A 25,307-nucleotide genomic window follows, 5' to 3' on the forward strand; every position below is an offset into this window, starting at 1 on the left:
GGCTCGGCGGTAGCTCAGTCCACGAGCTCGCGCATCAGCAGGTCGGCGGTCGTCTCGCGGCGCAGCAACTGCCTGGTACGGCCGTCGGCGACGGCGACGAGCGGTGGCCTGCCCACGGTGCTGTAGGTCGTCGCCAGACCGTGGTGGTAAGCGCCGGTGCACGGTAGCGCGAGAACTTCGCCGGGGCGCAGATCGGCCGGTAGCCGCACCTCGGTGGCGATGAGCGCGCCGGACTCGCTGTGTTTGCCCGCGATGGACGCGGTCAGCTGCGGGCCGGTCGGGTGTCGGTTGACCACCAGCGCGCCGCCGGGTCCGCGGCCCTGCCCGCAGCCGCCGCCGTCGACGATCACGCGGGTGCCGCCGTCGGCGGTCTCGTCGACGGCGAGCACCCGATACAGGGTGACGCCCGCCCTCGCGACGATCGCGCGCCCGGGTTCCATCGCGAGCACGGGACGCGGGAAGCGGTGGCGTGCGCACCCGGCGTCCAGCGCGTCGTCGAGGATGTCGGCGAGTTCGCGCAGGTTCAGTTCCGCGTCGCCGCTCCGCAGTGCCACCGCGTGGCCGCCGCCGATGTCGAGGTGAGAGAGCAGGAGACCGTATTCGCGTTCGATCCAGGACATCTCGCCGATCATCCGGCGGATCGCCTCGCCGTAGTGGTCGGGGTTGTGGATCTGCGGGCCGAGGTGGCAGTGCAGGCCGACGAGCTGCAGGTTGCACCGGCCCGCGATGCGGGCGACCGCGGTCTCGAACGACCGACTGCCGAGTGGGAAGCCGAACTGGTCGGCACCGGGAACGTCGATGCCGGTGGCGACGCGGAGCAGCACCTGCTGCGGGTGGGTCGCCACGGCGGTGAGGAGCGTGATCTCGGTGAGCGAGCCGACCACGATCCGGCCGACGCCGCAGCGCACGGCGGTCTTCAGTTCGTCGAGGGTCTTGCCGTTGCCGCGCAACACGATCCGGCGCGGATCGATGCCGGCGGCGAGCGCGATCGACAACTCACCGCTCGACCCGACCTGCACCGACAGACCCTCGTCGGCGACCCAGTGCGCCACCGCGCCGACCATCAACGCGGTGCCCGCGTAGACGATCTCGGCCTCGGGGAAATGCTTGCGGTAGGCGCGGCAGCGCTCGCGCACCTCGGCTTCGTCCACCACCTGGACCGGAGTGCCGAACTGGTCGGCGACATCGGCGAGCGCCACCGCGCCGAGGGCGATCCGGCCGTCGTGGTCGTAGTGGGTATCGGTCGGCCAGACCGCGGGATCGAGCCGCGGCACGGTGGTCGCGCGCAACGACGGGAAGATCTCGAGCAACGTCACTGTGGTCTCCTGAGGACGCCCCCGCATTCGGACCGGCGGGGCATACTCCAGGATTACGCCCCGCGCGGGCCGCTGAACTCGGTGTTTACGAGTCCTTGACCACCTGCGAGTCCATCCTGACGGGTTGCTGACACAGGCGAGCTGTCAGGCCGTGCTCAGCTACCCAGCTTCTTGTAGAACGCGCCCGCGATCGGCGCGGTGAACGAGCGGGGGCCGTAGTTGCCCGCGACGCTCATGCCCTTGCTGATCAGGCCGGGGACGATGCGCATCTTGTTGCGGGCCAGCGCGTCGATGGAGACCTTGGCGGTGTATTCGGAGGACACCCAGAGGAAATCGGGGACCATCTTGTCGACGATCGACTGGTCCTCGGGGGCGGGGGTCTCGGTGCGGACCGGGCCAGGGGCCAGCAGGGTGACGTGCACGCCGGTGCCCTTGAGCTCGCCGCGCAGCGACTCCGAGAAGGTGTTCGCGAACGCCTTGGACGCCGCGTAGGTCGCGTTGTTCGGGATCGGCATATTGCCCGCGGCCGAACCGCTGATCAGGATCCCACCCGCCTTGCGCTCGATCATGCCGGGCAGCACGGCCAGGGACAGGTCGTGCACGGCGGTGGCGTTGAGCTCCATCTGCATGCGCTCGTAGGCGAAGTCGAGTTCGGCGACCGGGCCGAAGGTCGCGATGCCCGCGTTGTTGCAGAGGACGGCGATATCGCGGACCGCGAGCTCGCTGACGAGGCCGGCCCGCTGGGTGCGATCGGCCAGGTCGACGGCGCGGACCTCGGCGGTGATGCCGTGGGCCAGGGTCAGCCGCTGGGCCAGCTCGGTGAGGATCTCACCCCGACGCGCGACCAGGATCAGCGAATAGCCGCGCCCGGCCAGTTCGGCAGCCAGCGCCGTGCCGATGCCGGAGGACGCGCCGGTGACGACGGCACGATTGTCTGCAGTGGGGGAGGGCAAGCTCACGAGGGGGAGCTTAAGGGATCGGCTCAGGCCGCGCGGTGCCCGCGTCGACGGGTGGCAGCGCGGGAACCCGGCAATAGCATGAGTGGCGATATGGCAACCGACTCGAGCCCGCAGGTGTTCGGCATGGGTGACGACCCGCTGGCCGAGCCGACGTGGCCCGCGCTCACCGAGGACGAGATCGCTCGCGCGATCGCCGCGACCTGGGACGGATCGCCGCTCGCGGAGATCGAATGGCGTGGTGCTCGACCGCTGTCGTCCACGGTGGGGGTGCGCTCGGCCGACGGTGCGCGGCTCGTCGTGAAGCGGATGCCGGTGCGATTGCGCGACGAGGTGGCGCTGGGCGAGGAACATCGGTTCATGGCGCATCTGCGTGACCGGGGGATTCCGGTGCCCGAAGTGCTTGCCGCCGTGGGTGACTGGTCGCAGCTCTCGCACGCAGGCAATCATCCTGCGCCGGAGTTCGTATACGAGGTGCATCGCGCGGGGGCGGGGGAGGATCGGTATCGCGCGGACTTCTCGTGGTCGCCTTATCGCGACGTCGACGATGCGGTGGGCGCGGGAGTGATGCTGGGCCGGTTGCATCAGGCCGCAACGGGGTTCGACGATCCCGCTCGGCCCGCCCGGCCGTTGCTGGCGAGCATGCACGGTGACGTGGTGAGCGCGTTCGAGTGGCATATCGCCCGCCGACCGGCCGTCGCTCGGTTTCTAAGGGAAAAGGACTGGCGCGCTGAGGTTCCCCAGCTCCGGGCCGAACTCGCCGATGTCGAACCGCTGTGGACGCATGGGGATTGGCACGGAACCAACTTGCTGTGGGACGACCATGAAGTGACCTCGGTGATCGATTTCGGGCTGGCGGATCGGACGACGGCCGTCTTCGACCTCGCCACCGCCATCGAACGCGCAGCGGTCGACTGGGTTTCGCTGCGCGAGGGCGGACCCGCGCACGTCCGCGCGGACCAGATCGCCGCGCTGATCCAGGGATATCGATCGGTACGGCCCTTGACCGCCGCCGAACAGAACCTGCTTCCGGACCTGCTCCCGCTGGTCCACATCGGCTACGAACTCTCCGAAATCGACTACTTCCTCACCGTTGCCCACGACCCACGCAACGCCGAAATCTCCTATCACGACTGGCTTCTCGGACATCTTCGCTGGTACGAAGCAGGCGAAGGCCGCGAACTACGTGATGCGATACGCGACCTCTCCCTGCGCTGACCGCACTCCCGGCCCCGCACGACCCGACCTCGAGGAGGGTCCGCCGCGCAGCGGCGTAGCGGCCCGGCCGCGAGTCAGCCGCCGTTGCGTCCGCGGCGCAGCCGCCAGCAACGGTGGCTGACTCGCGGCCCTCAGGGGCCGCGCTCGAGCGCACCAGCGCTCCAAATTTACAAGCGTGCGGCTAGGCGGGTGCCTTGGTCGATCGCGCGCTTGGCGTCGAGTTCGGCGGCCAGGTCGGCGCCGCCGATGAGGTGCAGGTCGACGCCCGCCGCCCGCAGGGGCTCTTCGAGTTCGCGGACGGATTCCTGTCCGGCACAGACGATCACGTTGTCGACCTCGATCACGCGGGGGTTCTCGTGCTTCTCGCCGAAGCTGATGTGCAGGCCCGCGTCATCGATGCGGTCGTAGTTCACGCCGCCGACCTGCTCGACGCCTTTCGCCTTGAGAGCCGCGCGGTGTACCCACCCGGAGGTCTTGCCGAGGTCCTTGCCGAACGGGGTCGACTTACGTTGCAGCAGAACCACATCGCGCGCCGCGGGGGAGGGCTTGGGCTTGCGGAGCTGTCCGGGAACCTGCTCGTTCTCGGAATCGACGCCCCATTCCTCTTTCCACTCGTCGAGCTTGAGCGTGGGATGTCCTTCGACCGTGAGGTATTCGCTCACGTCGTAGCCGATGCCGCCCGCGCCGATCACCGCGACCTTCTTGCCGACCGGCTTCTCCTGCTTCACCAGTTCGGCGTAGGACAGCACCATCGGGTGGTCGATACCGGGGATGTTGGGGATGCGCGGGCGCACGCCAGTGGCCAGGATCACCGAGTCGTACTTGCCCGCGATCAATTCCTCGGCGCTGACCCGCTTTTCGAGATGCAGGGTGACGCCGGTGAGGTCGATCTTGCGGCGGAAGTAGCGGATCGACTCGTCGAACTCCTCCTTGCCGGGGATACGGCGGGCGATGTCGAACTGGCCGCCGATCTTGTCGTCGGACTCGAACAGGTCGACATGGTGGCCACGCTCGGCCAGGCTCACCGCGGCCGACAGCCCGGCCGGACCCGCACCGACGACGGCGACCCGCTTGGCGCGCCGAGTCGGCAGCAAGTTCAACGTGGTCTCGCTGCCCGCACGCGGGTTGACCAGGCACGACACCTTCTTGTTGCCGAAGGCGTGGTCGAGGCAGGCCTGGTTGCAGGCGATGCAGGTGTTGATCTCGTCGGCCCGATCCTGCTCGGCCTTGTTGGCCCATTCGGCGTCGGCCAGCAGCGGGCGGGCCATGGAGATCAGCGCCGCGTCGCCGCGGGTCAGGATCTCCTCGGCGATCTCGGGCATGTTGATCCGGTTGGAGGCGCAGACCGGGATGTTCACCTGGCGCGCGATCTTCGCGGTGAACTCCACGAACGCCGCGCGCGGCACCGAGGTGACGATGGTGGGTACCCGCGCCTCGTGCCAGCCGATGTCGGTGTTGAGGATGTCGACACCGACAGCCTCCAATTCCTGTGCCAGAGCGACGATTTCGTCGAACGTCTGCCCCTTCTCGACGAGTTCGGCCATCGACAACCGGAACACGATGATGAAATCGGGACCAACCTCGGCCCGGATGCGCCGGGCGATCTCGACGGGCAGCCGACGCCGGTTCTCCGGTGAGCCGCCCCACTTGTCGGTGCGCTTGTTCACCCGCGGCGCCAGGAACTGGTTGAGGAAATAGCCCTCACCGCCCATGATCTCGCAGCCGTCGTATCCGGCGAACTTGGCCAGGCCCGCGCAGCGCGCGTAGTCGTCGATGGTGCGTTCGACACCCTTCGACGACAGCGCCCGGGGCTTGAACGGGTTGATCGCGGACTTGATCGCCGACGCCGAAACGCTGGTCGGCATGTAGGAGTAACGCCCCGCGTGCAGGATCTGGATGGCGATCTTGCCGCCCTCCGCGTGCACCGCCTTGGTGATCGTGCGATGCCGGTACGCCTCGGTCTTGTTGGTGAGTTTGCCGCCGAGCGGCAGCAGCCACCCGGTGCGGTTGGGGGCGTAGCCGCCGGTGATGATCAGGCCGACGCCGCCGCGGGCGCGTTCGGCGAAGTAGGCGGCGAGCTTGTTGGTGTCCCAGGCGCGGTCTTCCAGACCGGTGTGCATGGAGCCCATGACCACGCGGTTGCGCAGCGTGGTGTGGCCGAGATCGAGTGGCTCGAACAGATGGGGATAGGCAGTCATGGGCGGTCGTCACCTTTTCGCGGTCGCAGGGCCTGCAGTACTTCGTCGCACCATTCGAGGTAGCCGGACTCCGCGCGGATGCCCGCGCGAAGCACCAGATACTGGTGCAGAGCGGTGCCGGAGAGCTGGTCCGGCACCGGGAAGAATTTCTTTTCGCTGAGGCGGTACTCGTCGAGGCGCTGGGCGTGCTGGCCTCGATGGCGCTCCACCTCGGCGCAGATGGCATCGATGTCGCCGTACGCGGCCGCGCGGATCTTCACGCCGAGTTCGTCGCGAGCGGGGGTGGCGTCGGTGGGCTCGGCGAGCCAGCGGGCTATCTCGGCCTGACCGGCCGGAGCCACCGAGTACACCTTCTTGTCGGGTTTTCCCTGCTGGTTCACCGATTCGACGGTGACCCAGCCGGAGGACTCCATCCGCTTGAGAACCCGGTAGATCTGCTGGTGGGTGGCACTCCAGAAGTAGCCGATCGATTTGTCGAATCGGCGTGCGAGCTCATACCCCGAGCCGGCCCGCTCGGTGAGCGAAACCAGTAGCGCGTGCTCCAGTGCCATGGGACGAGAGTATCCGGAACGCTGGGTACTATGCAACCAGGTTCATATGAGTTGACGGCGCCGATGCGGTAGACGGCGTGGGGCGGTTACCGCATCGGCGGAAACACGGGTGCACGCGTTATAGGCGGCGTGGATGTTCGTTCGCCGATAGTCTTCGGCCTATGACCGAGGTGAACGCGGCCGAGACCGTCGGCGAGGCGGCCGGACGCGGGCAGGTACTGGCGTGGGGCCTGTGGGACTGGGGGTCGTCGGCGTTCCAGGCCGTGACGCTGACCTTCGTGTTCTCGGTGTATCTCACCGACAAGGTGGGCAAGGATCTGCCGGGTACGACACCGGCGAGTGCGTGGCTGGGCTGGGCGCTGGCGGGGGCAGGTTTGGTCGTGGCGCTGACGGCGCCGGTCTGCGGGCAGTACTTCGACGCGGTCGGCTCGCGTAAACGGGCCTTGGCGACCTTGACGGCGCTGACGGTCGGCGCGATGTCGCTGATGTTCTTCGTCCGCGACGACTACAACGATCTCTGGCTCGGTCTGGCGCTGCTCGCGTTCGCCTCGGCCACCTTCGAGCTCGCCGGCGTGCCCTACAACGCGATGATGCGGCAGGTGTCGACACCGGCCACGGTCGGCCGGGTCTCCGGATTGGGCTGGGCGATGGGCTATTTCGGCGGCATCGTGCTGCTGCTGATCTGCTATGTGGGATTCCTCGCCGGTGACGGCGACACCCGCGGATTGCTCGCGATGCCCACCGATCAGGGACTCAATGTCCGGCTCGTCATCGTGCTCGCGGCGGTGTGGTTCACCGTGTTCGCGCTGCCGGTGCTGTTCGCGGTGCCCGAGATGCCACGCACCGGCGCCGACCCGGGGGCGGCGAAGGTCGGCTTCCTCGGTTCCTACCGGGTGTTGTGGCGTGACGTGCGGGAACTGTGGGGCCAGGATCGGCACACGGTGTACTTCCTGCTGGCCAGTGCGGTGTTCCGGGACGGGCTGGCGGGCGTGTTCACCTTCGGCGGGGTGCTCGCGGTGACGGTGTACGGGTTCGCCGACGCCGATGTGCTGCTGTTCGGGATCGCCGCGAATGTCGTGGCCGGGCTGGCCGCGGTGGTGGCCGGACGGTTCGACGACCGGATCGGGCCCAAGCGGGTGATCGTGTCGTCGCTGGTCGGAATGCTCGTCTGCGGCGTCGCGCTGCTGCTGGTGTCGGGCTCGACGATGTTCTGGATCTTCGGGCTCTCGCTCACCGTGTTCGTCGGTCCCGCGCAGGCCTCGGCTCGGTCGTTCCTGGCGCGCCTGGCGCCGCCGGGACGGGAGGGTCAGTTGTTCGGCCTGTACACCACGACCGGTCGGGCCGTGTCGTTCCTGGCGCCCGCCCTGTTCGGCGTTTTCGTCTCCGTCTTCCACAGCGACCGCGCCGGAATCGCCGGACTTCTGGTCGTGCTGGCGGTGGGCCTACTGGTCCTGCTCCCGGTACGCGCGCCGGCGCGCGCGGTATCCGCCGATATGTGACGTATCACCGGCGGGGGTGCCGCCGAGTTGTGTGAACGCCCGTGCTCTGAGTTCAGTCCGCGTTTTTGGGTACCCAGCCCGCGATGCCCAACGCGATCAGGCGCATCTGCATGACGGTGCGCTCCACGATCGCCGATTCCTCACGGGAGGTGGACGCGACGAAAGCGGCAATACCGTCGGTAACAGTGGTAACGAGCAGATCTGCGGCGATCTCCAGCTCGGTGGTGCTCCACGAATCGAGCGCGCGCAGGCGAGAGAGATCGGCGACGATCTCGCGCACGATCAGCTGCATCTCCATCGCGATCGCCTGACGCAGTGGGGCAGGCCCACCGTGACGCTCGCGAATGAGGAACCCGAACAGTGCGCGTTTGACGCGGACCTGCTCGAAGACGAAGCGGACCGTATCGGCCAGATGGGCGTCGGGCTTGCGCCTGACCTCTCGCAATGCCAAACGCAATGCGGTGACACCCTCATCGACGATCGTCGCGCCCAGGTCGTCGAGCGAGGCGAAGTGGCGGTAGAAGGCCGTCGGCACGATGCCGGCCGAACGGGCGATCTCACGCAGGCTCAATGCCGCGAATCCGCGCTCCGAGGCCAAGGCCAAGGTGCCGTCGAGGAGGGCTGCCCGGGTATGCGCTTTGCGCTCGTTGCGGGTTCCTGCCTGCTCAGTCACATCGGTGAGCATACATCCGTTCACCATAGCGGCCTTTGTCATTATGTTGTCCGCCTCACATTATTGCCGGTTGACAGTGGCCCGGGGTCATCGGGCACACTAGTGAGTGTACAGACGTGCACTGAAATTTGGAGCGCACGTCGAAGGACTTCTCAAAGGGGCAACGCGACATGGTGGGACTGATCGACCTGGTGCAGACGTTGACGACGCCGCATCCGCTGGACCGGTACCTGGAACTCGTCAACCCCGGGCTCACCGCTCGGGAGCTGCGCGCCGAAGTCACCCATGTCTCGCACGCGGTGCCGGGCTCGGTGACCCTCACCCTGCGCGCCTCGCGGCAGTGGCGCGGCCATGCCGCCGGTCAGTACGTGCAGATCGGCGTCTCGATCAACGGCGTGCGCCACACCCGCTGCTACTCGCCGATCGACCCCGAGAGCCGGGGCGAGCGCTACCTGCAGCTCACCGTCAAGGCGCACCCGGGCGGGCTGGTGTCGAACTATCTGCACGCCAATGCCGAGCCCGGCATGGTCGTCGACCTGGCGCCTGCCTCCGGTGTGTTCCACCTACCGCAGCAGCGGCCCGACAAGGTGCTGCTGGTCAGCGGCGGCAGCGGCATCACGCCGGTACTGTCGATGTTGCGGACCCTCGACGCCGAGGGGTACACCGGGCAGGTCACCTTCCTGCACTACGCCCGTCAGCCCGAGATGGTGCCGCATCGGGCCGAGCTGTCCTCGATCGCGCAGCGTCGCGCCAACTTCCGTATCGAGTACCGCTACCCGGTCGAGCCGGGCACGGTGATCGACGGTGAGACCTCCACCGGCAGTGGTTTCTTCGACTACGAGGAGCTCGAGCGGGTCGCACCCTGGTACGCCGACGCGCAGACCTTCGTGTGCGGGCCGCCGCCGCTGATGCGGGCGGTCAAGACGATCTTCGAAGCCGAGGGTCTCGAAGATCGGGTGCTCAGTGAGGAATTCACGCTCACCACGGTCCCGACCGATCCGTCCGAGGCCACCGGCACCATCACCTTCTCCGGCAGCGACGTCGCCGCCGACAACACCGGAGCAACGCTGCTCGAGCAGGCCGAAGCATCCGGCCTGACCCCGGAATACGGCTGCCGCATGGGGATCTGCTTCTCCTGCACCGCGACCAAGGTCTCCGGCTGCACCCGCAACGTCCGTACCGGCGAGCTCGACGCCGACCCCGACAAGCCCATCCAGATCTGCATCAACGCCCCTGTCGGCGACGTCGACATCGCGCTCTAGACAACCGATACCCAGAACCAACTAAGGGGAGATACAGCTATGACGATCCTCACCGAAGGCAAAGACGGTCCGGTCATCCTGAGCCCGGATCAGGTCGAAGAGCTCGGCGCCGCGCTCGACGCGCTGCGCGCCCGCGTCGTCGACGACCTCGGCGAACGCGACCGTGACTACATCTACAACATCATCAAGACCCAGCGTGGCTTCGAGATCGCCGGCCGCGGTCTGATGTACCTGGGCTTCCTGCCGCCGTTCTGGCTGGCCGGCGTCGCCGCGCTCGGTGTGTCGAAGATCCTCGACAACATGGAGATCGGCCACAACGTCATGCACGGCCAGTACGACTGGATGCGTGAGCGCGGCATCAACTCCCGCGAATTCGACTGGGACACGGTCTGCCCGGCCGACCAGTGGAAGCACTCGCACAACTACATGCACCACACCTACACCAACATCGTCGACATGGACCGCGACATCGGTTACGGCGTCCTGCGCATCGACGAGGCGCAGAAGTGGAACCCGTACTACCTGGGCAACCCGCTCTACGCGTTCCTGCTGATGACGTTCTTCGAGTGGGGCGTGATGCTGCACGACCTCGAGGCCGACAACATCATCAAGGGCAAGCGCAAGTGGTCCGACATCAAGCCCCTGCTCAAGGGCCAGGGCAAGAAGGCGGGCAAGCAGGTCCTCAAGGACTATGTGATGTTCCCGGCGCTGACCGGTCCGCTGTTCGTCTCCACCCTGGCGGGCAACGCGGCGGCCAACCTGGTGCGCAACGTGTGGACCTACTCGATCATCTTCTGCGGGCACTTCCCCTCGGGCGTGCAGACGTTCACCAAGGAGGAGACCGAGGTCGAGACCCGCGGTGAGTGGTACGTGCGCCAGATGCTCGGTTCGGCCAACATCACCGGCTCGCGGCTGTTCCACATCATGTCGGGCAACCTCTCGCACCAGATCGAGCATCACCTGTTCCCCGATATCCCGGCCAACCGGTACCCGGAAATCGCGCCCGAGGTGAAGGCGCTGGCCGAGAAGTACGGCCTGCCTTACAACACCGGTCGTTTCTCCAAGCAGATCGGCTCGGTCTGGGGCAAGATCTTCAAGCTCGCGCTGCCCGATCGTTTGACGAAGAGTGACCCCAAGCCCGGTGTTATCGTTATGCGAAATCAGCCGGAAACCTCCACTGTGAGCGGGTAAATGGTCGGGAAATTCGAAAGCAACAAGGATCTGGTCCAGGACTTGACGGCTTCCGGTGCGCAGCGGGTCGGCAAAATCGCTTCGCTGATCACCGGGACCGTCGCCGAGGTCGCTCGTGAGATCGGTGAATTCGTCACCGATGTGATCGAGATGCGCGAAGCCGCGGCGGCCGCTCGTCGAGATGCCGAGCGGGATGCGGCTTTCGTCGACACCGAGACCGAGTTCGTCGACCTCGACGCTCCGGTAGCGGACGACTTCGGCGCGCGGGCCTCGTTCGCGGAGCCGGTCGTGGGCGACAAAGCCCCGGCTGACGACGACAAAGCCCCGGCGACAGACAACAAGGCCCCGGTTACGGGCGAGCAGGCCTGATCCTCACCACACCGGGAACCGCCTGCGGTGCTCGGTGACATCGGTGATCAGATCTCGATAGCCGTCGGTCAGTTCGGCAAGACGACACCATTGCAGATGGGTGCGAGCCTCCCGCTGCCGTGGTGTCGTCTTCGTTGGTGCCGGTCCGGCCATGGCCTGCTGGGCGGCGATCCATTTCGCGGCCATCCGGTCGATCACCGCGCCGAGGGTCTCGGTGTGCAGCGAGGCGCCGACGCGGTGTTCCACATGGGTGGCGACCCACTCGTCGATGTGGGCGATCAGCGCGACGCGGTCGTTGTCGATGTCGTCGACGAGGCGTCCGCACGCCGCGCCGGTGCTGGTCGACGCGGCGGGGTCGCGTGCCTGCTCCAGGGCTCTGCGGCGGCGATCGTGGCAGCTCGCGAGGTCTCGGGCGGCGTCGAGAACGCGGTGTCGCGTCGGGTCGGGGTGGTCGGTTCCGAGGAAAGCCCGCAACAGTGCCGAGGGTGTCGGTAACTGCGCGGCGTCCAGACGGTGGCCGTGATCGATCGGCATGGTGGCCCCTGACAACGCTGTGTACATGGATACGCCAGGGCCGAGGAGGAGGTGTTGGGGTGCGCTCCCCGGCACCGGCGTAGCCCCGCCCGGACGTCGACAAATGTCCGCGACGCTGCGGGTGGAGAAGACGGCCCGGGGAAAATCGGGACCCTCCCAGGAAAGCGCGATCCGGCGGCGACGCGCAATAGCACGGTGGACAAACCCGGGTGTCGGCAGAAATTGTTATCCACCATTACGGCCGTGTCTCCCCGTGAGTACTCCCCGATAACCCCGGGCACATTTCCGGCAATCATTTCGGCGCCGAATGCACTAACCTCGATAATTGTGCCCGCCTACGTGTCCTCGCCTGAGCTGACCTTCGGGTTCCTGTTCGCCCTGGAATCCCCGGAGCGCATCGCCGATGTCGTGCGCGGCCTCATGGAACGTCGTGCGGTATCGGTGTTCCGGCTCGCTCGCCTGTCCGACGACGAGGGCCCACCCGAGCGCTACGTCGTGAACTGGGCGGCCATCCCGCAGATTTCGATCACCACCGGAGCCCCCGCCGACGAGGAACTGCGCGCGCAGCGGATCATGCTGGTCAACGCCTTCCTGGGGGAGGGCGGCGAGGTGAGCATGTACGCGGGAAACCCGGACGGGCCGAGCTGAATTCAGCGGGTCGACTCGTAGATCCGGCGGACCACGTCCTCTATATCGGGTTCCTCGATCGACAGATCGCGCACCTGCGCCCGGTCCGACACCGCCGCCAGTAAAGCCGCCGCGGTGGTCTTCTCGGCGTCGAAGGCGAGGCGCTGGCGCATGCCGCCCGCCTCGCTGGACAGCAACTGTGCCCCGCACGGCAGGTCATCGAGATCCGGTGTGGGAGCGGCCAGGTCGACCACCAGTACCCGGCGCGCGCCGACGGTGGCGCCGAGCCCGGCCAGTGAACCGTCGTACACCAACCTGCCGTAGTCGACGACGAGCACCCGATCGCAGAGTCGTTCGATATCGCCCATATCGTGGGTGGTGAGCAGCAGCGTGGTGCCGCGCTCGATCCGTTCGGCGCGCAGGAACTCACGTAATCGCTGTTTGGACAGCACATCGAGGCCGATCGTCGGCTCGTCCAGGATCACCAGCTCGGGCGAATGCAACAGTGCGGCCGCCACTTCCGCGCGCATCCGCTGACCGAGCGAGAGCTGGCGGACCGGGGTGTCGAGGGTGTCGGCCATTTCCAGCTGTTCGACCAGTTCGTGGGTCCGCTTGTCGGCGATATCGGGATCGAGGCGGTGGATCGCCGCCAGGATCGAAAACGACTCGTGCAGTGGCAGATCCCACCACAGTTGCGAACGCTGCCCGAACACGACCCCGATGCGCGAGGCGAGTTCCTTTCGCTGACGCACCGGCTCGAGGCCGCAGGTGCGCACGGTTCCGGTGGTCGGCACGAGGATGCCGGTGAGCATCTTGATGGTCGTCGACTTGCCCGCGCCGTTGGCGCCGATATAGCCGACCGCGGAGCCGCGTTCGATCCGGAAACTCATGCGGTCGACGGCGGTGATGGTGTCGCGATGTCTGCGCCAGCGTCGGCCGTTCTTGCGGTAGACGGTGAATTGCCGGGTGAGGTCATCGATGTCGATGATCGGGTCCCGGTTCTCGTGCTCGTCCATCATCTATCCCCCTCCTCCCTGATAGTGCCTCGTACCGATCCGCCATGCCGCCGATGCGAGTAGCCACACCCATGCCGCGGCGAGTGGCGTGAGCCACGCCGACCACGCGGGCAGCAGCGGTGGCCCCGGCAGTCCGAGTAGGGCGATGGTCGGCACGTACGCCGTGAACGCGACGGGAATCGCGAACCCGAACAACAGTTTCAGCGGTGTCGGGAACACAGAGGCCGGCTGCATCGCGGCGAAGGACCCGCCGTAGGTGAAGCTGTTGGTGAGCTCGGCACCGTCTATCAAGAAGAACTGTAGTCCGGCTGCGCATACGAAAAGGCCACAGAACAGCGCAATTCCACTGAGCAGGGTGATCACGATCAAGGTAACCGGGGCGATGCCCCAGTCGATATCGTTGCGCCACAGCCCGATCCCGAGCACGATCACCGCGACCGCGGCCCGTGCGAGTCTGCGTAACGAGATGTCACTGGTCACCAGCTGCAACAGCAATGGTTGCGGGCGAAGGTGATACGCGTCGAGGGTGCCCATCCGAATCATCGACGGCAGCGAGTCCAGGTGCCCGACCGCGACCTGGGCCAGCGCGAACGAGGTATTGGACAACCCGAACAGCAGCAGCGCCGCGTCGACATCGAGGCCGCCGAGGGTGCCGACATTGTGGAAGATCACCCACACCTCACCGAACTCCACCAGCCCGATCAGGAAGGCGCTGAACACCTCGGTGGCGAACGAGAGTCGGTACACCTGCTGGGCTTTCACACGCGAACGCAATACTGCGAGATAGGGAGTCAACCAGGTCCCGGCAACAACGCGCACGGAATCCGGTTCAGCCACCCTGTACCTCCAGCCTGCGTTGTCCCGCCCGCAGCAACACCCTGCCGAGCAGTCCGATCGCCAGCACCCAGAAGCCTTGTATCGCAACGATGATCATGGCCTCCGACCCAGCGGCCCGCCCTGACAGCGTATCGATCGGAGCCTGCAGGATGGAGGGAAACGGCGTAGCCATGGCCACGACACGCAGCCAGTCGGGGAACATGTGCACCGGGACGAAAAGCCCGGCCAGGAACGTTCCGACGATCTGATACAGCACCCGGATACCGCGGATCTCGACCACCCAGAACCCGATCAGCGCCACTGCGAACAGGCACAGGAACGACAACGCCACCGCCAGCAGCACACTGATCAGGCCGAGTACGTAGGCCACCGGCGTGCTCGGCATCGACAGGCCGAAGGTGGCAGCGCCGATGACGATGCTCGGCACCCCACGCGGCAGGATCGTGCAGGCGGCGCGGCCCATATCGGTGGCCAGGTAGCCGAGTTGGACGTCGATCGGGCGCAGGAAATCGATCGCCACGTCACCGGACTTGATCCGGTCGACCAGATCGATCTGCGGCCCCATGAACTGGGTGGCGCCCAACAGCGCCTGCGACAACCACACGTAGGCGCCGATGGTTCCCTCGTCGTACCCGCCGAAATCACCGGCGGCACGCACCGCCGCGACCATCACGGCCGCACGAACGAACCCGAACACACAGTTGGTGAACAGCCCGGCGAACATCGCCAGCTTGTATTGCGCCTGCCGCTTGAACCCCGCCCGCGCCAACGTCCAATACACCCGGAAAGCCCCAGGCTTGCGACGACGCCGCACTGCGAAAGCAAGCCCACCATCCCCCACCACATTGCCCCGCACAATCAGTCAACTCTATGCCGATCGCCCAGAATCAGGACGGAAACGGCACGTATCGCTGGTGCTCGCCGCGCGCGGGGCTATCGGGACATGCTCAGTCCTTGGGGAAGCCCGTCGCGAACAAGATCGCGATGGCGACCGAGCTGACCACGGAGATGGCAAGGATGATCCACATGGGGCGAAAGATTACCCGGCCCCGGACCCTGTCCCGGCATCGCATCACCGTGGTCAGCATCGGTGCAGGTCACGACTATATGTGCGGGTGGTGGCGACGACCGGTTATTTGTCGACCACCGTGATCGTGGCCTCGTTGGCGTCGACCTCCGGGTCGGAGGGATTCGCGTCGGACTTCACCGTGATGCGCGACTTGTCGACGCCGGCGCCCTCGAGCGCGGCCGCGATGTTGTCACCGCGGGCCTCGGCCAGGGTTTTGGCCTCGGCGACATTCGAATCCTGGGCGTAGGTCGTGATCTGGATCTCGGTGTCGTTGCCTTTCAACGGGAGCGCTACCGCTTGGAGGGTCGCGGCGGCGACGGCGCCGAGGTCGGAACTGCCCTCGTCGAAGGTGATCGGTGCGGCGGACAAGACCGTGTTGATCGCGTCTTGAACCGCTTGTTGCGCGGTGGCGCGCACGGAGCTGACGACCGAGGACGCCGTCGAGGCGACGCTGCTGCGCATGGGGTCGGTGTCGGTCGTCGTCGAGGTGACGGTCGAGGTGACCGCCGGGGCGGATGCGTCATCGTCGGAGCTGCACGCCGCGGTCAGCAGCACGACCACCGCGATCGATGCGATCCCACAGATGCTGTTTCTGACGTTCATCGGAGTCTCCTGGTCTGTCGAATGGGCGGACAAGTGGGCCTTGCGTGCGTGGTGCTTCGATCAGTCGCCCGGAGCAGGCGGCTTCGAACTCGTTGGAGCGGATCCGACCTGCGAGTGCCGGGGGATCCGCCCGGTGCCGAACAGTGCCGCGATGGCGAGAAGGGCGGTCAGGGAGAACGCGACTCGCAGCGCGTCCAGGCGGGCCTCCTCGTTGACCTCGAGGATCTCGGTGGCCTGCGGCTCGGGAATTGCGTTGTCGCGCAATGCCTCCCGCAGTTGGGTATCGGACAGGAAGGGGACGCCCGCGGCCAATTCGGTGGTGGCTTGTTGTTTCACCGCGGGCGGCACATCGGGGTCGTCGTTGATCCCGGCGACGACCGAGGTACTCAGCGTCGCGATGAGTACCGATCCGACCAACGCCGTTCCCAGGGACGCACCGAGATTGGACGCCGTGTTCTGCAGCCCGCCCACCTCGGCGCTCTGCTCGTTCGGCACGGCCGACACGGTGACCGCGCCGAGCTGGGATGCCAAGGCCCCCAACCCCACTCCCATCAACAACATGGGAATGGCGACCACACCCGCGTCGGCGCCTGGATCCATGCCTGCCACGAGGAAGAGGATGCCGACGATCATGGCCGCCATTCCGGCCCGGACGACGCGGCGAGGATTGGCGCGCGGCCAGATCTTCGGTATTCCGACGGCGGACAGCAGCAATGCCACCGACAGCGGTACCAGGCGCAGTCCGGTCTGCAAAGCGCTGAGTTCCAGGACAACGGTCAAGAACAGCGGAACGGTGAAGAACACCCCGGCTTGCACTGTGAACTGGCCGAGGAACATCGTGAGCCCGCCGGTGAGCTGCCGATTGCGGAACAGCGCGGGGTCGACCAACGGCTCGCCGCCGGTATCGGCGAGGTGGTTCTGCCAGCGCGCGAAGACATAGAGCAGCAGCATTCCGCTCAGCAGCAGCCACACGACCGGCGAGAGCCCGACGATAGCGGCGCCGCCGGGTTTGGGTTGGACCCAACCCCACTCACTCGACCGCAGCACGCCGTAGACGATCATGCCGAGACTGAGTACGGAGAGCGCCGAACCGATCAGGTCGATCCGGACCTTCGCCGGTGCGACGTCGTTGATCCGGCGTAGTGCGAAAAGGATGATCACGACCAGGACCGACTCGCCGGCGAACACATACCGCCACGACGCGAACGTCGTCACCGCGCCACCGATCAGCGGCCCCGCGGCGACGGCCATCGCACCGGCCGCCGCGACCAGACCGTAGGCGGCGCTGCGGCGCTCGGGCGGAAAGTTGGCCGCGACCAGGGCGACGATCGCGGGCATGATCAAGGCGGCGCCGATGCCTTCCAGCAGTGACCAGCCCAGCAGCAACACGGGCAGGCTCGGCGCCAACGAGGTGGTCAGCGAACCCGCCCCGTAGATGACGAGACCGATCGCGAACGCTCGACGTCGGCCGATGATGGTGCCCACCTTGCCGCCGGTGATCATCAAGGTCGCCATGACGAGCGTGTACAAGGTCATGGCCGTCTGGATGCCGGTGATGGTGGTGTCGAGGTCCTCGGCGACCTGCGCCATCGACACGTTCATCACCGAGGTGTCCAGCGTCATCAGGAACTGACCGGACGCCAGCACCAGCAGCACCACCCCGGATCCGGCGGCCACCGCACGCGACGGGCCGCTCGAACTCATGAGCCAGGGCTCTCGGGCATCGGGGCCTCGCTTCTGTGACCAGAGGGACGATGCTCAGATTCACACACCGACAGCGTGCGCGGCTCACCCGAAAAGGATGAGTCGGCAGAACCCGACGTCAACGCCTCGCTAATTCACGGCTATTCCGCGGCGGTCCGGTCGGAGGTAGATTCGATGTGCGGCGGAGGCCGAATTTTGAGCGTGTGGTCGGAGCCGCGACGGCATCGAACAGCCGTCACGTGAACGCGTCCGAACCACACTGCGAGGTGCAATGTCCGATGACACCGGATCAACTCATGGAAGAGGCCTGCAGACTGGCCAAAGAGTCTGTCGACAACGATTGGGGCGGACCGTTCGGCGCCGTCATCGCGAAGGATGGAGAGATCGTCGCGCGAGGGCAGAATCGAGTGCTACTCACTGGTGACGCCACCGCGCACGCCGAGATAGAAACCATCCGCAAGGCTGCCCTGGTACTCAACGGCGAGGCACCGACCATTGCCAAGGAGCACCAGAACGAGGCGACGCTCGAATTGGTCCCGCGACCCGAAGGATCGGCCGACAAGGTCCCGGAACGCGCGAAAATGTTGATGGGGATGGAGATATTCATCAGCGGCGCACCCTGTCCCATGTGTATGAGCGCAATCTATTGGGCGCGACTCGATGCCGTGCATTTCGCGAGCGATCTGGCCGACACCAGCGAAATCGGCTTCGACGACGCGTATCAATACGAGGACTTCACGAGGCCGCTGCCCGAACGGTCCGTGAAAATCGAGCAGTTCCGCAGGGATCTGGGCGCCGAAGCGTACAAGACCTGGGCCGAAAAACCCGATAAGCACCCGTACTGACATGTCGGCATCGAAAGCGCTGCCGCCGAGGGCCGCCTCAGCGACGGTGGTCATCACGCAGCAGCCTCGAGCCGGCCGCGAGGTCGAGTTCCGTCGGTGGCAGGCGGAGGTCAACGACGCGGCGGGGGCGTTCCCGGGATTCCTCGGCGCCGAGGTGACGCCGCCGGGTGACGCTCAGTCCGACTGGTCGGTCGTGTATCGGTTCGACAGCATCGTCAACCTCGAGCGCTGGCTCGCCAGCGATACGCGCGACGAACTCATCACGAGAGGAAAGGCGCTGTTCGAGCAACCGTCGACGCAGCATGTGCTGGTCGACGAACCGGACGAAGAGGTGGTGACCGTCGTCGTCTCGCATCCTGTGGCGCCCGAACGTGAGACGGAATTCATCGCCTGGCAGGACCGCGTGACCGAGGTCGAGCGGACCTTTCGAGGCTTTCGCGGATCCGGGCTGCATCGGCCGATTCCCGGTGTCCAGAGTGACTGGACGATCATCTATTCCTTCGCCTCGGCCGAGCATCTCGACCATTGGCTCGAATCGCCCCAGCGCAAGGCGCTGCTCGAAGAAGCGCCGGACTTCAGCGAGTTCGAGGTTCACCGCATCGCCAACCCCTACGGGTCGTGGTTTCCGCCGAGCCAGACCGGCGCGGAAGGCGGTCCCGCGGCGTGGAAGACGGCACTGTCGGTCCTGGTAGGGCTGTATCCGACGGTCGTGATCCTGACTGTGGTCATCGCCGAGATCTGGCCGGGCGCGCAGCTGTGGATCAGCCTGTTGGTCGGGAACATCCTGTCGGTCAGCCTGCTGACCTGGGTGGTGATGCCGATCGTCACCCGCGCGCTGGGATTCTGGATGCGATCGGGCCCACGCCCCGATCCCCGCACCGACCTGGTCGGACTCGCCTGCTCGGTGGGTTTCCTGACCTTCGCCGCGCTCTTCTTCTACCTGGTGACAAGGGTGTTCTGGACGCTTCCGTGACGTGTACCCGCTGGTGCGGAAGTCCCTGGCTGGTAGAGCGTCGCGCTCGGAACCCGCAGCGGCCCTGACCCCATGTTCATGCAGGTCAGGGCCGCTGTGCGCCCCCGGCAGGAATCGAACCTGCGACCTAGGGATTAGAAGGCCCTTGCTCTATCCAACTGAGCTACGGAGGCAGTCGCATCCACCTTGGCCGAAGTCGGCCGTGCTGTCCAGCTCGAAAAGTATAGCGACTGACCGGATCGTCGAGCGGGGGCTCGGGTGTGACGCCCCATGAGGGCGTGGCCGGGCACGCCGAACTACCCTCGTTGTCATGTCGTTATCGCAGGACTCCACCGCGGGACCCGCCGTCGACGGCGGACCACCGGCGGAATCGGGTCCGGCGGCGTCGTTCGGTGTGCTCAGTGTCGTGGCCGGGTGTATCGCCGCGGTGGTCGCGGCCATGGTGGTCGGGTTGTCGGCGGCGCACGCGCTCAGTTTGCTCGGTATACCCGATCCGGGGGCATTGACAACATATGGATTGCCCGCGTTGCGCGCGGTGGCCGATCTGGCTGCCGCGGTGACCGTCGGGTCCCTGTTGTTCGCGGCGTTTCTGCTGCCCCCGCGGGGCGGGGGTCTGCTCGACGTCGGTGGCTATCGGGCGGTTCGGCGGGCCTCGGACGCCGCGCTGGTGTGGGCCGTGAGTGCTGCGCTGCTGGTGCCGTTGACGGTGTCGGATACGACCGGTCAGCCGGTGAGCGCCCTGTGGCGACCCGAAGTGTTGTGGCCGGTGATCACGCAGGTCGAGGTGGCGGGCGCCTGGCGGACAACGGTGTTGTTCGCGCTGATCGTGGCGATCGGCTGCCGCTGCGCACTGCGGTGGGGCTGGACGCCGGTGCTGCTGGTCGGCGCGTTCGTGACCATGATGCCGCTGGCGCTGACCGGGCATTCGTCCTCGGGTGGGTCCCACGATGTGGCGACCAATTCGCTGATCCTGCACATGGTGTCGGCCTCGGTCTGGGTGGGCGGCCTGGTCGCGGTCCTGGCGCACGCGATGCGCGGCGGCGCGAATACCGATATCGCCGCCCGGCGATTCTCGGTGGCCGCGACCATCTCGATCGTGGTGATCGGCATCAGCGGCGTGGTCAACGCCTGGGTGCGAGTGCCGGTGTCGGACCTCTTCACCACCACCTACGGCAGACTCGTCCTCGCGAAAGCGGCCGCGCTGGTGGTGCTCGGCGCCATCGGCTACCTGCAGCGCCGAGCCTCGCTGCCCGCGCTGGCCGCCGACCCGCGCGACCGCGGCGCGCTCATCCGTTTCGCGGGCGTGGAGATGCTGATCTTCGCCGCGACCATCGGGCTGGCCGTCGGCCTCGGCCGTACTCCGCCGCCGCCACCGACCACGGTGCCGACGCCGGTCGAAGTGGAACTCGGCTACAACCTCGCGGGCCCGCCCACGGTGAGCCGCCTGCTGTTCGACTGGCGCTTCGACCTGATCTTCGGAACCCTGGCGATCGTGCTCGCCGCGCTCTACCTGCTCGGTGTCCATCGACTGCGCAAGCGCGGGGACTCCTGGCCGGTCGGCCGCACCATCGCCTGGTGCAGCGGCTGCCTGGTGCTGTTGCTGGCCACGTCGTCGGGGGTCGGGCGCTACTCACCGGCGATGTTCAGCGTGCACATGGGCGCGCACATGGCGCTGTCGATGCTGGGACCGATCCTGCTCGCCCTCGGTGGGGCGGTGACCTTGGCCTTGCGCGCGCTCCCACCCGCCGGACGCGGCGGTGTGCCGGGCCCGCGCGAGTGGATTCTGGCGGCCGTGCACAACCCGGTCTCACGCTTCCTCACCCAGCCCGTGGTGGCGTCGGTGATCTTCGTCGCCGGGTTCTACGCGCTGTACCTGGGCGGCATCTTCGACACCTACGTCGACTCGCACGCCGCCCATCTGATGATGAACACGCACTTCCTGCTCAGCGGCTACCTGTTCTACTGGGTGGTGATCGGCATCGATCCCAAGCCGCGCGAGGTGGCGCCCCTGACCAAGCTCGCGATGGTGTTCGGCACGCTGCCGTTCCACGCGTTCTTCGGCATCGCGCTGATGAGCATGACGACCGTGCTCGGCGACTGGTTCTATCGCACCCTCGACCTGGGCTGGAACATCGACCTGCTCGCCGATCAGCGCAACGGCGGCAGTTTCGCCTGGGCCAGCGGTGAGGTTCCGCTGGTAGTGGTGATGCTCGCGCTGCTGATCCAGTGGTCACGCAGCGACAGCAAGCTGGCCAAGCGCACCGACCGGGCCGCCGACCGCGACAACGACGCCGACCTGACCGCCTACAACGCGATGTACGCCGAACTGGCGCGTCGGGACGGCGAGGTCCGCCGGTGAGCCGATCCGGTGTGTCGGCGAGTGAATCGACCGAGCGAGCCGAGCCGGAGCGGGTGCTGCGCACCGATGTGCGAGCGGCGCGACGGCGGTTGGCCGGGCGGGTGCGAAAGACGCCGGTATTCCACACGAGTGTGGAGGGGCCGAACGGGCCGGTGCCGGTCTCACTGAAAATGGAATTCCTGCAGCACGGCGGCACATTCACGGTGCGTGGCGCGCTCAATGCCCTGCTGACCACCGAGAGCGGCGTCGACCATGTGGTTGTCGCCTCGGCGGGCAATGCGGGCATAGCGGTCGCGTTGGCCGCCGCGCAGCTGGGCAAGGAATGCACGATCGTAGTGCCGGAGTCCGCGCCGCACACCAAGGTGGCCGCGATGTGGGCGCACGGCGCCGAAGTGCTGTGGCACGGAACGAGCTATGCCGAGGCGCAACGTCGGGCCCTCACCTTGGCCGCCGAGCGCGGGGCCGACCACCTGCACGCCTACGACATGCCTGCTGTGGTGGCCGGCGCCGGTGTCATCGGGCTGGAGCTGGAAGAACAGGTACGCGGCAGGCCGCCGGTGCTGGCCGCGGTCGGTGGGGGAGGGCTGATCGCGGGCCTCGGCGCCGCGTTGGGCAAGCGCAGGGAGATCGTCGGCATCGAATCCGAGCACATCCCGGTGCTGTCGGCTGCCCTCGCGGCAGGAAGACCGGTCGATATCGACGTGCCGCCGCGGGCTACCGAGCTGCTGTGCGCGACGCGGGTCGGCGATATCGCCTTCGATATCGCCCGGCGACACCAGATGCCCGCTCTCGCGGTCGCCGACGACGCGGTCACCGCCGCTCGCGAATACCTCTGGCGTGAATTCCGCGTGGTGGTCGAACTCGAAGGCGCCGCCGCGCTGGCCGCTGTGCAGAGCGGCGTGTACCTGCCGGAGCCCGGCGTACGCCCGATTGTGGTCCTGTGCGGGGCGAATACCGAGCTTCCCGTCCTCTGACACGGTCGATATCCACACCCGCCCGATTCATCCACAGATTCACTCCGCGCCTCCCACACCCCCGTTCGCCACGTCATTGTTGAGTGGTCAGAGCAACAACGGTGGATTCGAGCGGGGGCGAACACGATGTACGAGGCACACGCGACGGTGGTCGGGACCGTCATCACCCATCCGATGCGGCGCGATCTCCGGAACGGCGAGCAGATGCTGACCTTCCGGATGGCGAGCAATTCGCGCCGCTTCGACGCCGAAACAGGGGAGTGGACCGACAGCGGCACGCTGTATCTCACGGTTTCGTGCTGGCGCAGGCTGGTGGCAGGGGTGGATCGATCGTTGCACCGTGGCGACCCGGTCATCGCCTACGGGCAACTCCGCTCGCACGAGTACCGCGGCAAGGACGGCACCGAGCGGCGGGATCTGGAGATGCGCGCGATCGCGGTCGGACCGGATCTGGCGCGATGCCACGCGAGCGTTGTTCGCCGGTCCGAAGGCATGCGATCGCTGCCGCACGCGGCGGTGCGGAATATTTCCGACCCTCGCGGCGCTGCCCTACCGAAGGCCGACGACGCTGCCACCGGGTATGCGTCGACCGAAGCCGTTGCCGTAGCCTGTACGACCGTGGCGGATGCTGTCCCCGCGCGATCGCCGGACGTGGTGTCCAGCACCAACGGTGCCGAGCAGGTCGACGCATGAGGGTCGTTTCCGCGGCACTCGACCCTTCCGTATCCCGTCCCCGTTTCTCCCACCGATAGGCTTCCGCGTATGGCTGAGTTCATTTATCAGATGATCAAGGTTCGCAAAGCACACGGCGACAAAGTCATCCTCGACGACGTGTACTTGAACTTCCTTCCCGGCGCCAAGATCGGTGTGGTGGGGCCCAACGGCGCGGGTAAATCCAGCGTGCTGAAGATCATGGCGGGAATCGACCGGCCGAACAACGGTGAGGCGTTCCTCGGCGCGGGCGCCACGGTCGGCATCCTCATGCAGGAACCGGACCTGAACGAGGAGAAGACCGTCCGCGGCAACGTGGAGGAGGGCCTCGGTGAGGTCAAGGTCAAGCTGGATCGGTTCAACGAGATCGCTGAACTGATGGCCACCGACTACTCCGACGAGCTCATGGACGAGATGGGCAAGCTCCAGGAGTTCCTCGACCACGCCGACGCCTGGGATGTCGACTCCCAGCTCGAGCAGGCCATGGACGCGCTGCGCTGCCCGCCGCCGGACGAGCCGGTCACCAACCTCTCCGGTGGCGAGCGTCGCCGTGTCGCGCTGTGCAAGTTGCTGCTGAGCAAGCCCGATCTGCTGCTGCTCGACGAACCGACCAACCACCTCGACGCCGAGAGTGTGCTCTGGCTCGAGAAGCATCTCGCCGATTACCCGGGCGCCGTGCTGGCCGTCACCCACGACCGGTACTTCCTCGACAATGTCGCCGAGTGGATCCTGGAGCTGGACCGCGGTCGCGCGATCGGCTACGAGGGCAACTACTCCACCTATCTGGAGAAGAAGGCGCAGCGCCTCGAGGTCCAGGGCAAGAAGGACCAGAAGCTGCAGAAGCGCCTCAAGGACGAGCTGGCCTGGGTCCGCTCCGGCGCCAAGGCCCGTCAGGCCAAGAACAAGGCTCGACTCGGTCGCTACGAGGAGATGGCGGCCGAGGCCGAGCAGCACCGCAAGTTGGACTTCGAGGAGATTCAGATCCCCGCGGGTCCGCGACTGGGTGACATCGTGGTCAACGTATCGCACCTGGACAAAGGCTACGGCGATCGTCAGCTCATCAAGGATCTGTCGTTCACGTTGCCGCGCAACGGTATCGTCGGCGTCATCGGACCCAACGGTGTCGGCAAGACCACGCTGTTCAAGACCATCGTCGGTCTCGAATCGCCCGACAGCGGTGAGGTGAAGGTCGGCGAGACGGTCAAGCTGAGCTATGTCGACCAGAACCGCGGAGGCATCGACCCGAAGAAGAACGTCTGGCAGGTCGTCTCCGATGGCCTGGACTTCATCCAGGTCGGCAACCAGGAGATGCCCTCGCGCGCCTACGTCAGCGCGTTCGGCTTCAAAGGACCGGATCAGCAGAAGCCGGCCGGTGTGCTCTCCGGTGGTGAGCGCAACCGCCTGAACTTGGCGCTGACTCTCAAGGAGGGCGGCAACCTGATCCTGCTCGACGAACCGACCAACGACCTCGACGTCGAAACCCTCGGTTCGCTCGAGAACGCGCTCGACCAGTTCCCCGGCTGCGCCGTCGTGATCTCCCACGACCGGTGGTTCCTCGATCGCACCTGCACCCACATCCTGGCGTGGGAAGGCGACAACGACAACGACGCCAAGTGGTACTGGTTCGAGGGCAACTTCGAAGCCTATGAGGCGAACAAGATCGAGCGTATGGGCGCCGAAGCCGCTCGCCCACACCGTGTTACGCACCGCAAGCTGACGCGCGACTGATTCGCGCGGCCCGCGTGACGGCCCGGTGGAACGATCTGTGAACGGTCGCTCCGCCGGGCCGTCGGCGTTGTGCCGATCGGAGCCCCTGGCGTTC

The 25,307-nt window shown here is 66.7% G+C and carries 23 protein-coding genes and 1 tRNA gene; 12 read left to right on the forward strand and 12 right to left on the reverse strand.

All coding sequences use genetic code 11. The features are described 5' to 3' along the window. Positions 1 to 14: 14 nt before the first annotated feature. Together OHS03_RS00725 and cmrA are read right to left on the reverse strand one after the other, a co-directional pair. Positions 15 to 1,316: a diaminopimelate decarboxylase family protein gene (locus OHS03_RS00725; protein ID WP_328659935.1), complete on the reverse strand. Its 1,302-nt coding sequence runs from the start codon at positions 1,314 to 1,316 to the stop codon at positions 15 to 17. A 155-nt stretch (positions 1,317 to 1,471) separates the two neighbouring features. After that, positions 1,472 to 2,275: a mycolate reductase gene (gene cmrA, locus OHS03_RS00730; RefSeq protein ID WP_328659937.1), complete on the reverse strand. Its 804-nt coding sequence runs from the start codon at positions 2,273 to 2,275 to the stop codon at positions 1,472 to 1,474. A 90-nt stretch (positions 2,276 to 2,365) separates the two neighbouring features. Between cmrA and OHS03_RS00735 the strand changes: the two genes are divergently transcribed. Continuing rightward, on the forward strand, positions 2,366 to 3,490 hold the full coding sequence (locus OHS03_RS00735; RefSeq protein ID WP_328659939.1) for a phosphotransferase enzyme family protein: 1,125 nt from the start codon (positions 2,366 to 2,368) through the stop codon (positions 3,488 to 3,490). Between the two features lie 167 nt (positions 3,491 to 3,657). Here OHS03_RS00735 and OHS03_RS00740 read toward each other — a convergent pair whose 3' ends face one another. Together OHS03_RS00740 and OHS03_RS00745 are read right to left on the reverse strand one after the other, a co-directional pair. Then, complete coding sequence (locus OHS03_RS00740) at positions 3,658 to 5,688, reverse strand: FAD-dependent oxidoreductase (RefSeq protein ID WP_328659940.1); 2,031 nt, start codon at positions 5,686 to 5,688, stop codon at positions 3,658 to 3,660. Continuing rightward, positions 5,685 to 6,239, reverse strand: a complete 555-nt coding sequence (locus tag OHS03_RS00745) for a PadR family transcriptional regulator (protein WP_056821580.1) — start codon at positions 6,237 to 6,239, stop codon at positions 5,685 to 5,687. The genes OHS03_RS00740 and OHS03_RS00745 overlap by 4 nt, the downstream gene beginning before the upstream one ends. A gap of 161 nt (positions 6,240 to 6,400) precedes the next feature. On the opposite strand from OHS03_RS00745, the gene OHS03_RS00750 reads away from it, so the two are divergent. Next, entirely contained in the window at positions 6,401 to 7,738 is a 1,338-nt protein-coding gene (locus OHS03_RS00750) for an MFS transporter (RefSeq protein ID WP_328659942.1), read from the forward strand. Positions 7,739 to 7,790: 52 nt separating this feature from the next. Here the strand turns inward: OHS03_RS00750 and OHS03_RS00755 are convergent, their stop codons facing one another. Continuing rightward, positions 7,791 to 8,438 carry a TetR family transcriptional regulator gene (locus OHS03_RS00755; protein ID WP_056821578.1) on the reverse strand — a complete coding sequence of 216 codons (648 nt, stop codon included), beginning with the start codon at positions 8,436 to 8,438 and terminating at the stop codon, positions 7,791 to 7,793. 143 nt (positions 8,439 to 8,581) lie between these two features. On the opposite strand from OHS03_RS00755, the gene OHS03_RS00760 reads away from it, so the two are divergent. Genes OHS03_RS00760 through OHS03_RS00770 form a run of 3 tightly spaced genes read left to right on the forward strand, consistent with a single transcriptional unit; the run spans position 8,582 to position 11,233 of the window. Further along, positions 8,582 to 9,673 (forward strand): ferredoxin reductase, encoded by a 1,092-nt coding sequence (locus tag OHS03_RS00760; protein WP_328659944.1) that lies wholly within the window; start codon positions 8,582 to 8,584, stop codon positions 9,671 to 9,673. Positions 9,674 to 9,712: 39 nt separating this feature from the next. Further along, entirely contained in the window at positions 9,713 to 10,864 is a 1,152-nt protein-coding gene (locus OHS03_RS00765; protein ID WP_328659946.1) for a fatty acid desaturase family protein, read from the forward strand. Beyond that, positions 10,865 to 11,233: a hypothetical protein gene (locus OHS03_RS00770; protein ID WP_328659947.1), complete on the forward strand. Its 369-nt coding sequence runs from the start codon at positions 10,865 to 10,867 to the stop codon at positions 11,231 to 11,233. A 3-nt stretch (positions 11,234 to 11,236) separates the two neighbouring features. Here OHS03_RS00770 and OHS03_RS00775 read toward each other — a convergent pair whose 3' ends face one another. After that, positions 11,237 to 11,767, reverse strand: coding sequence for a DUF4254 domain-containing protein (locus OHS03_RS00775; protein ID WP_328659950.1), 531 nt, complete (start codon positions 11,765 to 11,767; stop codon positions 11,237 to 11,239). 327 nt (positions 11,768 to 12,094) lie between these two features. Here OHS03_RS00775 and OHS03_RS00780 point away from each other — a divergent pair, with 327 nt between their 5' ends. Next, positions 12,095 to 12,415: a hypothetical protein gene (locus OHS03_RS00780; protein WP_056821573.1), complete on the forward strand. Its 321-nt coding sequence runs from the start codon at positions 12,095 to 12,097 to the stop codon at positions 12,413 to 12,415. A gap of 2 nt (positions 12,416 to 12,417) precedes the next feature. Here the strand turns inward: OHS03_RS00780 and OHS03_RS00785 are convergent, their stop codons facing one another. From OHS03_RS00785 to OHS03_RS00805, 5 genes are all read right to left on the reverse strand, one after another. Then, positions 12,418 to 13,410, reverse strand: a complete 993-nt coding sequence (locus OHS03_RS00785; protein WP_405151531.1) for an ABC transporter ATP-binding protein — start codon at positions 13,408 to 13,410, stop codon at positions 12,418 to 12,420. Between the two features lie 3 nt (positions 13,411 to 13,413). Further along, on the reverse strand, positions 13,414 to 14,247 hold the full coding sequence (locus OHS03_RS00790; RefSeq protein ID WP_328659954.1) for an ABC transporter permease: 834 nt from the start codon (positions 14,245 to 14,247) through the stop codon (positions 13,414 to 13,416). Beyond that, complete coding sequence (locus tag OHS03_RS00795; RefSeq protein ID WP_328659956.1) at positions 14,240 to 15,028, reverse strand: ABC transporter permease; 789 nt, start codon at positions 15,026 to 15,028, stop codon at positions 14,240 to 14,242. The genes OHS03_RS00790 and OHS03_RS00795 overlap by 8 nt, the downstream gene beginning before the upstream one ends. Positions 15,029 to 15,379: 351 nt before the next feature. Then, positions 15,380 to 15,919, reverse strand: coding sequence for an OmpA family protein (locus tag OHS03_RS00800; RefSeq protein ID WP_328659959.1), 540 nt, complete (start codon positions 15,917 to 15,919; stop codon positions 15,380 to 15,382). Between the two features lie 60 nt (positions 15,920 to 15,979). Then, positions 15,980 to 17,623, reverse strand: a complete 1,644-nt coding sequence (locus tag OHS03_RS00805; RefSeq protein WP_328659961.1) for an MFS transporter — start codon at positions 17,621 to 17,623, stop codon at positions 15,980 to 15,982. Between the two features lie 278 nt (positions 17,624 to 17,901). On the opposite strand from OHS03_RS00805, the gene OHS03_RS00810 reads away from it, so the two are divergent. Then, positions 17,902 to 18,468: a nucleoside deaminase gene (locus OHS03_RS00810; protein WP_062985340.1), complete on the forward strand. Its 567-nt coding sequence runs from the start codon at positions 17,902 to 17,904 to the stop codon at positions 18,466 to 18,468. A 1-nt stretch (position 18,469) separates the two neighbouring features. Continuing rightward, entirely contained in the window at positions 18,470 to 19,441 is a 972-nt protein-coding gene (locus tag OHS03_RS00815; protein WP_328659962.1) for an antibiotic biosynthesis monooxygenase, read from the forward strand. A gap of 99 nt (positions 19,442 to 19,540) precedes the next feature. Here the strand turns inward: OHS03_RS00815 and OHS03_RS00820 are convergent. Beyond that, positions 19,541 to 19,614, reverse strand: a tRNA-Arg gene (locus OHS03_RS00820). A 137-nt stretch (positions 19,615 to 19,751) separates the two neighbouring features. Between OHS03_RS00820 and OHS03_RS00825 the strand changes: the two genes are divergently transcribed. From OHS03_RS00825 to ettA, 4 genes are all read left to right on the forward strand, one after another. Next, positions 19,752 to 21,800, forward strand: coding sequence for a bifunctional copper resistance protein CopD/cytochrome c oxidase assembly protein (locus OHS03_RS00825; RefSeq protein ID WP_328659964.1), 2,049 nt, complete (start codon positions 19,752 to 19,754; stop codon positions 21,798 to 21,800). Next, positions 21,797 to 22,774: a serine/threonine dehydratase gene (locus OHS03_RS00830; protein WP_328659966.1), complete on the forward strand. Its 978-nt coding sequence runs from the start codon at positions 21,797 to 21,799 to the stop codon at positions 22,772 to 22,774. Before OHS03_RS00825 ends, OHS03_RS00830 begins: the two co-directional genes overlap by 4 nt. Positions 22,775 to 22,900: 126 nt before the next feature. Continuing rightward, positions 22,901 to 23,467, forward strand: a complete 567-nt coding sequence (locus OHS03_RS00835; RefSeq protein ID WP_328659968.1) for a single-stranded DNA-binding protein — start codon at positions 22,901 to 22,903, stop codon at positions 23,465 to 23,467. Between the two features lie 69 nt (positions 23,468 to 23,536). Beyond that, a complete protein-coding gene (gene ettA, locus OHS03_RS00840) occupies positions 23,537 to 25,213 on the forward strand; it encodes an energy-dependent translational throttle protein EttA (protein WP_056821564.1) in 1,677 nt (558 codons plus the stop codon). Positions 25,214 to 25,307 lie beyond the last annotated feature (94 nt).

The sequence above is a fragment of the Nocardia salmonicida genome (assembly GCF_036142455.1).
In the GTDB taxonomy this organism is placed as follows: domain Bacteria; phylum Actinomycetota; class Actinomycetes; order Mycobacteriales; family Mycobacteriaceae; genus Nocardia; species Nocardia salmonicida.